The sequence below is a fragment of the Limibacterium fermenti genome (assembly GCF_041902845.1).
GTDB lineage: Bacteria > Bacteroidota > Bacteroidia > Bacteroidales > Dysgonomonadaceae > Limibacterium > Limibacterium fermenti.
This window is the reverse complement of sequence record NZ_CP159486.1, coordinates 2,689,736-2,702,853: the sequence shown is the minus strand read 5'-3', so window position 1 is coordinate 2,702,853 and position 13,118 is coordinate 2,689,736. Positions and strand designations below refer to the sequence as shown.

Here is a 13,118-nt window from a genome sequence, read left to right as displayed (position 1 = left end):
CAGGAGGACGAGCCACAAGCGGCTAAGATAACTGTTTTTTCTCGAATGAGTTGTTTTTTTTGTGAAAGAAATTGCTGTCTTTTTCATCTCGTTTTATCCTCTCTTTTTGAACTCTAATGTTTCAGGAATCCAGATCTTCAACCAATCTTTTATCGGTAGTTTTTTCCCCTGCCTTTATACTTATTCTTTTTGTCTTTTTTATAACCATATCCGTAACCATAACCATAAGGCCGATATAAATAATCTACATCATTCACCACCAGTAACATGTTGTTGAGTTTATTCTCACTCATCAACTGGTTGGCAAACCTCAGATTATTTTTATTCGAATAATGAGATCGGCAAATATACACCGTTGTATCCACTACGCGGTTCAAGATAAGCGTATCGGCGACTAATCCCACAGGCGCCGAGTCGATAAGGATATAATCATATTCATTCCGCAATGTATCAATAGCTTTATCCAGCGTATTTTGCGATAGCAGCTCGGCCGGATCGGGAGGAATCGTTCCGGTTGGAATCACGTCGAAATTATCCATTACTCCCGATGGCAGGATCAGTGTGTGGATATTTTCTTCAATTCCCGCCAAATAATCCGTAATTCCCGTTTTCGAATCCAGATTCATGTATTCGAATAAATGCGGAATCCGTAAATCCAAGCCGATCAATAAAACTTTTTTCTTCAAAAGCGATAGCGTGATAGCTGTGTTCCATGCCACAAACGTCTTTCCCTCTCCTAATACGGTGCTCGTAAAGGCCATTACTTTCTTCTCAGCCCCCAGCATCGGCATCAGGTTGGTGCGCAGCATACGAAAAGCTTCATCAATTTCATGTACCGCATTTTTGTGAACAGCTATAATACTCCCCTCATAGGTTGGTATCTCTGCCAGCAAAGGCACTTTTGCTATGCGGTCTACATCTGTTTTTGTATGAATTCTATACTGTAATAAATCGAGCAGATAAATAATTGCCGCCGGCACCAACAGGCCTAGAAACAGCGCCGCCGACAGAATAACCATCGTCCGGGGCGCCACTTTACTATCTACCATTGCTTCATCCAGTACTTTCGCCTTATTGGCCGTGGCGGCTAAGGCCAGCGCATTCTCTTCACGCTTTTCGAGCAGCATCAGGAAGAGACTCGCTTTAATTTGCTGCTCACGCGAAAGCTCCATAAATTGCCGCTCTTGCGTAGGTGTGCTCTCCACCTTTCCTCCGAAAATAGTTGCCTGATTGCGCACATCCCTGCATGCAATATTCAAACTCTGTCCCACACTACGTATGGACGCGTTGATGTTAGTGCGTAAGGCGGCTAATTGCTCCTCCAGTTTCCTCATCATGGGATTGTCTCGCGTAGTACTCTGCGCCAACCGCTCCCGCTCCATGATCAGTTTGTTGTACTCATTCGTAGTGGCGGCCAGTGTGGGGTCGTTGATGCCGATGTTACTTGGAATCATCTTATTGGCGTTTGCCTCATCGTTTACATACTCATCCAGATAATCCACCATCTTTATTTGTGTTTCCACCTCTACCAGTTGTTGCTCGTAGCGCGTCCCCATTTCCATATTTTTCTGCAAGTCACTCGAAAAATTGGTCAGTCCCTGATTTTGCTTAAACTGTTCCACATCCTTTTCGGCGGTTGTAAGCTCCCTGTCGATAATTGCGATACGGTTATCGATAAACGCCTGTGTGTTGGTCGTCTCCATGTTCTTATCTTGCAGCGTATTGTTGTTATATACCTCTACCAGTTTATTCAGGAAGTCGATCCCCTTTTCGGTGTAAGGCGTGTTCAACGATACATCCAACACGGATGCATTTTGCGAAGCCTGCTGTACCGATAACGCGGAACGATAAGACTTGATGGCATCGTTAGGATTACAGATGAATATGTTTAACGGTTTATGAAACGGATTACTTCCCGGGCGGCGAGTAAAACTGATATTGCCCGCCTTGGTACACAGCAATGCCGGCAATTCTATAAATACCGTGTCGGTTTTTTCTTCTTCGATAAAGAGTGATACCGATACCCGGGGACTAGCCTCATCCATCACCAATTTTATTTCTATGGGATGACGGAGGTTCTCCAAGTTGTTTTGCTCCATATCCACAATCACCGGGCTTTTGTTGTAAAGGTCGATCTTCTTGATGTCTTCCTTCACAATGTAAGACGTATGTAATTTAAGTTGATTGATTACGGAGCGGATGGTCGTTCGGGATTGTAAGATATAAATCTCGTTGTCCAAATTTGTTACCGATCCCAAAGCCGACACTCCCTCCACAGCGTTTCTGGGGGCATACGATTGCGTCGTGCTGTTATCCTCTTTCAGGATGATGCTCGACGTCACTTTGTACGTGGGGGTGGCATACCATAGATAGATGAATGCCGCGATCAAAGCCACTGTCATTCCCGCTACGATCCATTTCCAGTAGCGAACAAACAGCAACAGAATCTCCATAATCGAAATGGTGTTTTCCTCTTGCGGTTCTCCTCCATTGAACGACAAGCCCGAGGAATTTTGATTATTCTGCATAAGAAGTTATCTTTTTAAGATATTTACCACCAAACTGGCCACGGAGATAAGAATAGACGCTCCCGATATCCATAAGCTCGTCATCGCACCCACTTGGGCATTTTGCGCTTTCACCGTATTCGGTTCCACATATATCACATCGTTTTGCTGTAAATAATAATACGGTGAGAAAATGATATTTCTGTCGTTTAAATTCATCGGAATGATAATCTTGCGTCCTTCCGCATCCTCGCGAATAATCTTCACGTTATCCCTTTTTCCGTATATGGTCATATCACCAGCCATGGCCAACGCTTCGAACACACTGATTTTTTCGTTCGAAACGGTAAACGTATTGGGGCGCAGCACCTCGCCGATAACCGATATCTTGTAATTCACGAAACTCACCGTCACCACCGGGTTTTCTTTCAGATAAGGCGTTAGCAAGCCGCCGATTTTCTGTTCTGCCTGGCGTTTGGTCAAGCCCTTCAGATCGAGCATTCCCAACACCGGGAAATTAATCTGGCCGTTATTGTCCACCAGATACGTTTGCAATTGCGGCTGCGAATAGGTGCCCAATCCCGTTGTATGTGCCGGTACCGTCAGGTTGAACGGGTGTACGGATTCGGGATCGGTTGCGCTGATGCTTATGGTTAATAAATCTTTGGGTAGGATGCGGGCATCGTAAAGAATCGCTTCCTGCTGTGCATATGCTTGAGCCGAAAGTGTATCTGCACCTTGAAGATATGCCACGTTCTGCGATGATCGGCATCCTGCCCATCCGATTGTTAACAAACACAAAATAAAAAAACGAATACTTCTTATCATGAGAATTTTCTTTATCGAGAGAGTTTATTAAAAAGTAAAAATAGCTTTTTTTTAATCATTAAGCACTATTTTTTTATATTATTCCTTCTAATAAATTGTGTTGCTTTTTTATTTAATGTAGTTGAGCAGGGAACAAGGATTTTATCACAATTATTGAATCTTTTCTTAGGGATAAGTGAATCTGGCCACGGTAACGGTTTCGCCTTTGTCGTCGCTTCTTGCGGCGGAGTAGGTGAACGATGCGGAGGAAGAGAGTCCCAATTCCTTGATTTCGTCTCTCGACAGTTTGGCCGCGGCCTTATCGAAAGCGGCTTTTGCCTGCTTGTCGGTGTCGGCGTCGTCTTTTCCCGTGAATATTTGGGGCGAGAGGGGTGCGCCTTTTCCTTTCAAATACCCTTCTATGGCGGCCAAATCGCCTAATGAGCCGTTATAGCTCGATATGCCGAAACTGTAGGCGTTGTCTTTACTGGTGGTTTCTTCGCAGCCGGTGAGCAATAGAAGGCTGCATGCAAAAAGAGATAATAGTACATGTTTCATTGTTTTCATTATTGATGGATTTGTTTTTAAAAATTGAGTATGCACCGTGCCATGTCGGGACTTGACTCATTGAGATTGGTGGTGTAGCCATTACTGAAGTTCACTTCCCACGCCAAACTGTTATCGCCTTCCGACGAAGACCAATAATAATTTGTGGTGAACGCGTTGCCTCCGGCTGCTTCCAGCTTACTGTCAAAGGCTTTGCGGGCAGCCGCACGGTTAGGATTATTATAATCCGGCATATTCGAAAAATCATCCCACAGGCTTGTGATTCCGCTATAACCTGCATACAGGACTTTCAATTCATTCTTAGCCGGCAGATACCATACACCTGTGGCGGATGCGTTGCTATAGGTCTCGTCTGCCTTGTTTTTGCGGTGTGTCCAGGCAAACGCCGGATAATGGGAAAACGTATCATCCTGTTTTTTTATTTGCAGAATATTCGTAAGGCCATTGCCGGTATCTGTGGCGCTTGTGGTGGAATAGATCGTCGACCAGTGCGCCTTTGTTTCATCCAGACTTACGATTTTGCCGTGGCGACTGTCTTGCGGATCGAGCCAAAAGACGATGCCTGCGGGCGCTGTTCCGCTTGCTACAACTCCCGGTGAGCGGAAGGTTACATTCGGGTCGGGGTAATAATCCCCCACTTTATATCCGGTCTGCACGTTGTCGTCATCGTGTTTGCACGAGGCAATGAGTAAGACGATAAAACCCAATAGGAATAAATTTTTTATTTTCATATTCTACCTTATATTAATTGATTTGGATATAATGATATCCTGTTAAAATTTTTTGATAGCCCGCACGCCGAATGGATAATTCCCATATTGCGTCTCAGCTACTTTCGTTTCTTTATTATATGTCGAATAACCAGTCGCACCTGCAATGTTAACAAAATAGGCGAATGTGTGGTTGTATTCTGTTGACGACCAATAGTATGTGGCACCCATGGCACTTCCTCCTGCGTCTATAAACTTTGTATTCCATCCCGGCTTATCCGATTTCCATTGCGTTATGAATTCTTTTAATTCATTCTTTGCGGGGAGGTACCATTCGCCATCTGCTTTACGGCTATTCTTTGTCCAAAAGATCCAATGAAAGCCTTGATAATATTTTTGCAAGTCATAAGATAATTCATATTGGGTGATGATGTTTCTAGTTGCAGCGGCGCCATCATTTTCATCCCTGATTCTGGCGACACCGGCACTTTTCTCATCTCTTTTCGATTTACCCCAACTGAATTCTGTTTTTTCATCCAAACTCACGATTTTTCCATGCGCTCCTCCTTGATCGGTAATCTGGAATACAACGCCGATAGCGGTATTTGAATTCGCCGGATCGGGATAATAGTCGCCTACTTTATACGCTCTCTGCGCCGTCCCCGTTGTCGGCGCATCGCCCGTTCCTGCCCAAATAGCGATGCCGCTCGAACTTACCGTAATACCCGTTTTGCTTACCGTAATCAAGTATGAGTATTCCTTGCCCGGTTGAAAGGTTGTCGGTGAAGGGAAATTCCACTCGAATTTACCGGCGCCAGCCTTTAGTGTAATGATCAGTCTCGCGCCCGTTACATTCTCTTGCGGTATCACAATAGTCGAACTGCTCCATCCATCCGTTGCGGTGTTAGCGGTTACTGTTTGTCCGCTGTTGGTGGCGGTTGCGGAGCCATCCCCAAAATCGATAGTGGCTGTAGTAGCGATATTGGTTACTTGAACGGTCGCACTGGTCAAATCCGGAGCGCCATCGCCGGACGTCAGCGTGAAACTTAGTTTGTTCAGCACGTGCTTGAACTGCAACTCCACCGCACCGCTGTTTTTATTTTTTGACGTGGCATTGTTGCTGTACAATACGTCGATAGCCGCAGGAGTTTGCTGGTCGGTGATATCTATCGGGTAGGTATAATCTGTCAGCGGCGATTTATACGGATAATAGGCGATAAAGTCGACTTTACCACCGTTCTGCGGATAATAAAGCGGGCTGCCTTCAGCGAGCGTAAACGCGGAGGTTTCGCCACTTGCATCCGTCGAGTATCGGCGATTGTTCTCCAATACATCGTCCGGGGTGTCAAAACTTCCACCTTCGGCAAGCATAAAAACACCCGCTTGATCGCCTGCTATCCATTCGTTGCCTCCATTAGTAGTGCGGGTATGGGATATATTGCCCGCCCGGAACTCCACGGCAACGAGACCCGTGTCGACGCCCACATCGTAGTCGCTGTCGCAGGAAGCGAAAAACAATCCGCTTCCTGCCAGCAGCAATATATTATATATAAACTTTAGCCTCATAAATAAGTCATTTTTATTTCGCAGTGCCTTGGATCGCTCCTACCGGCTCCCACGGTTCGATTTTTCCTGTTGCCTTGACTTTATTTTTCGTAAGCGTAATATTGAAGATGTATTTCTTTCCGCTCTCGAATTCTTTGATTTCGGCGATATTGTCCAGCATCTTCCACGTATAAGTGTTGCCGCCTACGGTAAATTCCACCAAATAGGTGTCATCTATATCGTTAAATATATTGGGTGCGATAATCGCTTCGAATGTATTGTTCCCTGCATTGTAAGGGATTAATGCTTCTCCTAAGGTCAATCCTTCACCTTCGGCTTTATCTGTCTCGAAGTTGAAAATACAGGTCGTATTGACGCCTTTTATCTTTACTTCCAATCCTTGCAGGTCATCGGTCACTCCGTCGCCTTTAAGTACATTCAATACCAGTTTCGACAAAATATGATTGAACACGAGATTCACGGGCTGATTGTTTTCCTTATTAAAGCTCTTGCCGTCGTTATCGGCGCGCGCATACATAAAATCAATGGACGACTGGTTCGTTTGATCGGTCAGGCTTATTTCATACAATTCATCCGGAAAGGGTTCTTTGTTATTTTTGTCATACGGATGATAAGCGACAAAATCGACTTTGGTATCGATATCCACCGGATAGTAGATAGGAGTCGTGGAAGTGAAAGTAGCCGATTTCCCTATCGATGTGGTTGTATAAAGAATGTTTTCTGCTTTTTCAGCTATTTCTGAGGTCGCATTCTTCACCATAAAAATACCAATGCTTTCGTTTCCATCCCATTCGTCTCCCTTAGCGCCTCCTACGCGGGTTTGTACGCCCGATATGCCCGAGGCGAAATGCACGCGCCCGTCGTTTACCTCGGGTGCCGGTTCATCCTGGTTGCAGGACGTGAATACAAATAACGCCGAAACGGCTAAAGCGAATAATTTTTTTGTTGTCATAATCTGTTTTATTGGAAGAGTTTATTAATTATTTTGTTTGTATATGCTTCTATGTATACTATGGTTGAGTTGTTGTGTATTTTTTTATATTTCCGCTGGTAAGCGTCACATTTGTTGCGGGAGTGACCGTGTAATTCGTACTATTCTTTGTCCATACAAAGCGAATGTCCATGGTTTGCGGAGGCACTAATGCCCAGCGAAAGAAGGTAAGATTAATAGTATGCCTTCGCCACATTTGAATCGTATTCTTTGTGCTTCCGGGTGTGATGCTTTGATCTGCCAAATTTATAGTACAATCTGTGATCACATTCAATAAATTTACTGCTGGTGGGGTGCTCTCATTATCATATATGGCTATTTGTATCATAGCCAAAGCATGCGAAAATGGCAAAACTACAGAATTATCACTTTTAGAAACATTCTCAAGTTTAGCCCATAAGAAATCATTTTTCTTATAATACTCACCACTATTAGACGCTTGATCTATCGGTACATTGAAAGCATAAGCATTTGGGTTGGTCATGCCGGCATCGTAAGGGTAATAGGCATAGAAACTCAGCTTGTCGCCATCATTGGGATAATACAGTGAGGTGGATGCAGTCCATGCGCCGCCGCCGTACGTCAACGCCATATTGTCGACCCAGTTGCCGGAGGCTTTTAATCCCCCATTGCCTTTCACGATATATACGCCTACTTCATCGCCTGTTTCCCACGAACTGGTGAAGTCGGTAGCCGTGGCCACCTTTGTCGTAGAAGGGTCATCGTCGGCAAACAGTATGTCGAAAACAATCTCTTGAGAGGTTGTATCCACGGGCAGCTCGTCGTTTTTGTCGCAGCCGGCCAGCCACACGAGGGGCAGCGCTGCGAGGATATATAGTATTCGTTGTATGTTCATACGTCTATTATTTTATATCGTTTGGCTTATTCTTTTGTCTTACCATGCCGTTCCCCCGGAAGTTTCCACATTTTTCCATCCGGTGATGGAGGCGGTCATTCCGGTTTCTATCGGGGTGTGTATGTCGGCCGTGAGTTTGGTGCCGAGATGCTTGTCGCTGTTAAATCCTTTCAACAATTCCGAGAGGTCGATAGCGCCCGTATGCATCTCCCGTTCGTCGGAAAACAGAATACGCAGCGAGAGGTGTTGTGTGCCGGTGATGCCTATCAGCCGTACATTGGCGCGGAGCTTATCGCCCGTGCGGGTAAAGGCGGGCTGCACATTCAGATGGTCGCCCGATAGTGCGCGCGTACGGATATCCAGGTTGTTGGCTATCCCGGTGAGTTGTGCTTCCACACGCGTTATACGCTCCGGATTGCCTTCGGTGATGGTCAGTTCCATTTCGAGCAGGCGTACCTGCTGTTCCATGGCGGCCGTCACCGTGCGCTTTTCGAATATTTCGTACGAAACCTCCGTTACGGCGGTAAAAAGCCATCCCGGCAACGGTTCCACCGAGCCGTCTTTTGTACTCACCGTGGCATTCGAGCCTTGCAGCGTGATATGCTCCGCCGTGTTGTAAATAACGATCGGATACGTTCCCGTTTCCAACTCCGGCAAGTCGTTTTCGGACTCTTTGAAGGTGAGTGTCCGGCCGTCGATGTCAACGGAATACTCGGCCGGGATGTCGATGCCGGTGCCCCGTAGGGTCCAGTCGGTGTGCAACGAAGCGGTCGACGTCGTCGGCGGGTCTTTTAAAGGAATTTTCGCGCAGGCCCCTTGCAGCAGTAAGGCAAGAAGAACGAAGGCATACAGCGCGTTTTTATAGAATGAGTTCATTTTTTATAGATTAAGAGTTTGTTTTGCGAATAAAACAGTCCGGTCAATTTATTTTCCATACGAGGGCGATGGTGGCCCCAACAGGCCCCCAGTAATTCCGCTCTTTGAGCGATTCCTGACGGTAATAGGTATTCTCGACCGACATATATTTCTCTCTGTTATAGAGGTGCAGATACCCGAGGGTAATGCCGGTATCGACCAACAGGTTTTTGTTGCAATACCATTGTTTGCCGAGTGCAAGACCGCCTCCCTGATAGTTTCCCTGCCGTCCGGAATAATTATACTCGCCGATGATATAGGCCGCTCCGCCGTAAAACGCTTTTTGTGCGCCCGTATAAAGACGTAGTTGAGGCGATACATGCCATAGCCTCCAAAATAGTTTGTTCTTGCCTGCATCGAAGTGGGTGAACGCTCCGTCTACCAATAGCCCGACCGATTCCGTGGGTTTGTATTCCACACCCGCATTGGCTATAAGAAAGGTCCAAGGCAACACATGGGTGCGCAGGCTGACGCTGCCCTTGGAAAAGGCCGGCATGGTGTTGCCTTCGGGGTGGTTGTTGGCTTCGTTTTGCGCCGAAGCAGAGTAGAAACAGAGCAATAACCCCAGAAAAATAGATAATACCGGATAGATTTTCATGCTGTTTATAATAATTGATTTTTATCTTTAACTGCTGCAAACATAAGGGGAAAACCTTGAAATTAGTGTGACAAATCGTCTTTTGTTGTGACAAATCGCTTTTGTTATCCGTTTTTTACATATATTTGCTTTCGATTTTGGACAGGTCGGAATAACCTTCCCCTTTTTTTATACCTCATAAGTGGCAAGACATGAGAACTCTGTTTTTATTCATAGCGGCGGGCCCTTGTGTGTGGATGCCTGTTTTGGCCGATGAAAATGAACTGCCCGACAGTATCATCACCATAGAGCATGCCTATCAATATTGCGTCTCCGATCCCGAAAAGGCGCAGGCTATCATGGATGAATTGATGGTGCGCCGGCAAGACAAGGATTGGGAGTTGGATTGGTGCCAGGCTGATTTGTATTATAATACGGGCAAGTACCGCTTGGCTTTGTTCTTTTTCGAAAAAACGGCGGCCTATAAAGCGGTGAATACGGTACCTTCATTATATATGGGCTTGTTGAGCACGATGATGGAGTGTTATCGGATGAACAACGATCTGGAGAAAGCCATGCAGACGGCTCTTTCGTTGATGGATATTGCCAAAGCTTTGGATGATGACGCCGAAACCGGACGGGCGTATATGTTTATGGGCATCATTACACTCCAACAGAAAAACGCTCCGCTGGCTAAGCACTATTTTGTGCAAGCCGATACGCATCTCAAAGCCTCTGAAAACAGCGAATATCTTTATCACTTTTACTTGACCATTGCTAACTTGATCGATGAGAAAGGAGACTATATTGTTGCCGCTGATTACCTTGAAAAAGCGCGTGAAGGTCTGGAAGCGATGGCGAAAAACGATGCCGGCCTCTTGCTGCCGGAAGGGCAGATAGCGTATGAATATGGGCGCCTGCATGCCTTGGCGAGTGATATTTTCGCTAAATCGGGACGTAAACAAGAGGCCGCCGGGGCGTATGAGGCTTTTCTGGCTTCGCCCTATTCCGCCGATGACAGAACCCGCATTCATATTGTTCCTTATTTATTGAAATCGGAAAAATACGACGAAGCGCTGGCCATTTCTCTTCGTCGAGTCGATCAGTTGAGGGCCGATACGGATACCATCGGTGAAGATATGGCTGCTGCATTGCGTTATTTGATAGAGGCGTATCAAAAGACGGGCCAATTTTCCGACGCTTTATATTATGCGCAGTTGGGCTTGTCGCTCCATAAAGCCATTCGCCAAAAAGACCGTGAAAATACGGCGCTTGAGTTGGCCACATTGTATCAGGTGCAGGAGAAGGAAGAGTTGCTCCTTATGCGCGAAGCAACGATAAAACGCAGAAGCTTTTTACTGCTGCTTTCTTCTCTGATTGCGCTGCTGGCTATTGCGGCTGTCGCGCTGGTCGTGCGCAGCATTAAGCGCACCGAAGAGAAAAACCGGGTCATGGTGAGCCGGATAAAAGAATTACAGAGCTGCAAGCAGAAACTCGACGCCCTGGAGAAGCAAATGCCGGCCCTTGCCGCGTTTTATCCTTCGGATGTATCTTCCGGAGGCGATGCGTCAAAAAACGGATTTGCCGAATTGTTTGCTTTGGCCGATCAAAAAATAAAAGAACAAAAACTCTATCTCAAGTCGGATTTGACGCGCGATGAACTGGCGCTTTCTTTAGGGATAAAGAAAAGCGATTTTAGCCGTGCCGTGAACGAATGCGCCGGATTCAGTTTTACCGATTATATCAACAACCTGCGTCTGGAAGAAGCCTTACGATTACTGGAAAAATCCGATAACTTGTGCATTGAGGCTATTGCCGAGGATTCGGGCTTTGGTTCGGCACGCAGCTTTTACCGGCAGTTCAAGAGTAAATACAGTATGTCGCCGGCCGAATATCGTAAATGGGTCAAGTGACTTTGGCGTTGTTTTTCTTGGAGAAAAGAGGAAGTCTGTATTTATTTTATACCTTTGCCGGTATCTTTATCTTTGTTGCGAAGATGAATAATAATATAATAATACAATGACTCTTTTTCAGAAATTATTCCGAGCACACTCATATTCTGGTATATCCGAAATATTATTTGCTGTGTTTGTAACGGCGGTGTTCGTATCGTTCTCTTCTTGTCGGAAGGAATCGCTTCCTTCTCCCCCTGAGCCGGAAGTCAAATCTCCGGAACTTTTCACGTATGTGTACGTCGATTCTCAGGTTCTCGATTTCCGTCGTATTCAGGGCCAAAAGACCGAGAAGTTCTCCAAAGAAAATATTACGGATCTTTTTGGACGTCGTGTCGAATGGGCGACTCCCCAAAAGATTCAGTTGACGAAAGATTCAATTGTTATCCAAAAGAAAAACGATATCGAAGAAAAATTCAAATATAAATGGGACGGAAATGACTTATTGCTTCTTCGTTCCGATCCTGAACAATGGCTGTATGCCGGTGAAAAGTTCGATGAGGAACGGTTCTTCATCAATACCGGCTTCTTCATCGAAAGGAGCGCCGACAGTCAACGATTTCTTTCCAATATAGGGCAGGACTATTCGCTTGTTTCTTACGAAGGCCTCCCCTCCACTTCTGATGATAAGGCGGCATTTTCCTATGTGTGGTTGCAAATGCATTTCATCTTTAAGAAAACAACCGATAATCAATAACCGAACGTTTTAAGCAAAATGAAAATAAAGTACATTCTTTTTTTGTCGATACTGATGGTCAGGGTGCCGGGTGTTGTCAAAGCTCAATATCATACATCGATCGGATTCGGCGTGAAAAATCCGGGCCAACTGTTTATCGGCGCGATTTTTGAGCCCGCAAGTATCAACGAAAAAAGCTATCGTATGGTCGATGTGCCGCTGAATGATATAAAAGTAGCCGTCACGAGTATTCCCTCTCTTACCTTCGATTTCCGTCCTTCCTATAAGGCCATGGCGGATTCATTATCAAATAGATTAAAAGATACGAAAGGGTTTTCGCAAAGTGAAAGTTTCTCCTATAATTCGATCGAATTGTCTTCTTACCGGCAAGTGTCTCTTGCTTTCGGGCAAGACGTAGACCCCGCGGTCTATTTCCATCTTCCGACGGAGTGGAAAACCAAAAAAACGCTTCTGATGGTCGATATCACGCAAGTGTTCTTTTCTGTCATAATGGATTATCCCTGCCCGTCGCTGACTAACGATGAAGCCACCCTCACCCGTGCCGGGGAATTGGTCTATGTCAATTCGCTGCAATACGGACGGAAAGCAACGGTGCTGGTCGAATCCGATTTGCCGTATGATGTTGTCCGTCGGGCTGTTTCAGAGGCGCTGGCTCTCGAGAAAGGGAACGCGGCCTTGAGCGAAAAAACGCAGTCGGTATTAGCGAATTGCGTTATCCGAACCCTGTTAATGGGACAAAAAGAATTACCGCCGGCCGATTCCGATAATCCTTTGGAATTCGTCATGGATTATTTCAGGAAAGAGTTTACCGGAGAGGATTTCGGCGAACCTATTCAATTTACGGCAAACCATTTGGATACGAATGGCGTTTTTCAGAATGTCTATTCAAAAAGAGATTAGCCGATACTCCGTTTGACGGAAAGATAAACTTTTGTCGAAGGGAAACGTTTATTATACATTCATTTAAACAAAA

Annotated in this window: 12 protein-coding genes; 3 read left to right on the top strand and 9 right to left on the bottom strand. The window is 45.6% G+C overall.

Features of this window, described 5'->3' with window-relative positions:
- Positions 1 to 149: 149 nt before the first annotated feature.
- The 9 genes from ABNK31_RS11820 to ABNK31_RS11780 form a co-directional block, all read right to left on the bottom strand.
- Positions 150 to 2,528: a GumC family protein gene (locus tag ABNK31_RS11820; RefSeq protein WP_418892715.1), complete on the bottom strand. Its 2,379-nt coding sequence runs from the start codon at positions 2,526 to 2,528 to the stop codon at positions 150 to 152.
- 6 nt (positions 2,529 to 2,534) lie between these two features.
- Positions 2,535 to 3,335: a polysaccharide biosynthesis/export family protein gene (locus tag ABNK31_RS11815; protein ID WP_418892714.1), complete on the bottom strand. Its 801-nt coding sequence runs from the start codon at positions 3,333 to 3,335 to the stop codon at positions 2,535 to 2,537.
- A 165-nt stretch (positions 3,336 to 3,500) separates the two neighbouring features.
- A complete protein-coding gene (locus ABNK31_RS11810) occupies positions 3,501 to 3,872 on the bottom strand; it encodes a hypothetical protein (protein WP_418892713.1) in 372 nt (123 codons plus the stop codon).
- A 26-nt stretch (positions 3,873 to 3,898) separates the two neighbouring features.
- Positions 3,899 to 4,612: a hypothetical protein gene (locus tag ABNK31_RS11805; RefSeq protein WP_418892712.1), complete on the bottom strand. Its 714-nt coding sequence runs from the start codon at positions 4,610 to 4,612 to the stop codon at positions 3,899 to 3,901.
- A gap of 42 nt (positions 4,613 to 4,654) precedes the next feature.
- Complete coding sequence (locus ABNK31_RS11800; RefSeq protein WP_418892711.1) at positions 4,655 to 6,157, bottom strand: fimbrillin family protein; 1,503 nt, start codon at positions 6,155 to 6,157, stop codon at positions 4,655 to 4,657.
- A gap of 13 nt (positions 6,158 to 6,170) precedes the next feature.
- A complete protein-coding gene (locus ABNK31_RS11795) occupies positions 6,171 to 7,109 on the bottom strand; it encodes a fimbrillin family protein (RefSeq protein WP_418892710.1) in 939 nt (312 codons plus the stop codon).
- A 58-nt stretch (positions 7,110 to 7,167) separates the two neighbouring features.
- On the bottom strand, positions 7,168 to 8,004 hold the full coding sequence (locus ABNK31_RS11790) for a fimbrillin family protein (protein ID WP_418892709.1): 837 nt from the start codon (positions 8,002 to 8,004) through the stop codon (positions 7,168 to 7,170).
- Between the two features lie 39 nt (positions 8,005 to 8,043).
- The gene (locus ABNK31_RS11785; protein WP_418892708.1) at positions 8,044 to 8,880 is read right to left on the bottom strand and encodes a FimB/Mfa2 family fimbrial subunit; all 837 of its coding nucleotides are present in this window, start codon (positions 8,878 to 8,880) and stop codon (positions 8,044 to 8,046) included.
- Between the two features lie 43 nt (positions 8,881 to 8,923).
- Positions 8,924 to 9,517, bottom strand: coding sequence for a DUF3575 domain-containing protein (locus ABNK31_RS11780; protein WP_418892707.1), 594 nt, complete (start codon positions 9,515 to 9,517; stop codon positions 8,924 to 8,926).
- A gap of 191 nt (positions 9,518 to 9,708) precedes the next feature.
- Between ABNK31_RS11780 and ABNK31_RS11775 the strand changes: the two genes are divergently transcribed.
- The 3 genes from ABNK31_RS11775 to ABNK31_RS11765 all read left to right on the top strand — a co-directional run bounded on the left by ABNK31_RS11775 (position 9,709) and on the right by ABNK31_RS11765 (position 13,045).
- Positions 9,709 to 11,409: a helix-turn-helix domain-containing protein gene (locus tag ABNK31_RS11775; RefSeq protein ID WP_418892706.1), complete on the top strand. Its 1,701-nt coding sequence runs from the start codon at positions 9,709 to 9,711 to the stop codon at positions 11,407 to 11,409.
- A 172-nt stretch (positions 11,410 to 11,581) separates the two neighbouring features.
- The gene (locus ABNK31_RS11770) at positions 11,582 to 12,145 is read left to right on the top strand and encodes a hypothetical protein (protein WP_418892705.1); all 564 of its coding nucleotides are present in this window, start codon (positions 11,582 to 11,584) and stop codon (positions 12,143 to 12,145) included.
- An 18-nt stretch (positions 12,146 to 12,163) separates the two neighbouring features.
- Entirely contained in the window at positions 12,164 to 13,045 is an 882-nt protein-coding gene (locus ABNK31_RS11765; protein ID WP_418892704.1) for a hypothetical protein, read from the top strand.
- The last annotated feature ends 73 nt before the right edge of the window (positions 13,046 to 13,118 follow it).

Excerpts from the sequence above, each read along its gene's own strand:
- ABNK31_RS11780 (WP_418892707.1), bottom strand. The coding sequence starts at position 9,517 with ATGAAAATCTATCCGGTATTATCTATTTTTCTGGGGTTATTGCTCTGT.
- ABNK31_RS11815 (WP_418892714.1), bottom strand. The coding sequence starts at position 3,335 with ATGATAAGAAGTATTCGTTTTTTTATTTTGTGTTTGTTAACAATCGGA.
- ABNK31_RS11785 (WP_418892708.1), bottom strand. The coding sequence starts at position 8,880 with ATGAACTCATTCTATAAAAACGCGCTGTATGCCTTCGTTCTTCTTGCC.
- ABNK31_RS11820 (WP_418892715.1), bottom strand. The coding sequence starts at position 2,528 with ATGCAGAATAATCAAAATTCCTCGGGCTTGTCGTTCAATGGAGGAGAA.
- ABNK31_RS11795 (WP_418892710.1), bottom strand. The coding sequence starts at position 7,109 with ATGACAACAAAAAAATTATTCGCTTTAGCCGTTTCGGCGTTATTTGTA.
- ABNK31_RS11810 (WP_418892713.1), bottom strand. The coding sequence starts at position 3,872 with ATGAAACATGTACTATTATCTCTTTTTGCATGCAGCCTTCTATTGCTC.
- ABNK31_RS11790 (WP_418892709.1), bottom strand. The coding sequence starts at position 8,004 with ATGAACATACAACGAATACTATATATCCTCGCAGCGCTGCCCCTCGTG.
- ABNK31_RS11800 (WP_418892711.1), bottom strand. The coding sequence starts at position 6,157 with ATGAGGCTAAAGTTTATATATAATATATTGCTGCTGGCAGGAAGCGGA.
- ABNK31_RS11805 (WP_418892712.1), bottom strand. The coding sequence starts at position 4,612 with ATGAAAATAAAAAATTTATTCCTATTGGGTTTTATCGTCTTACTCATT.
- ABNK31_RS11775 (WP_418892706.1), top strand. The coding sequence starts at position 9,709 with ATGAGAACTCTGTTTTTATTCATAGCGGCGGGCCCTTGTGTGTGGATG.
- ABNK31_RS11765 (WP_418892704.1), top strand. The coding sequence starts at position 12,164 with ATGAAAATAAAGTACATTCTTTTTTTGTCGATACTGATGGTCAGGGTG.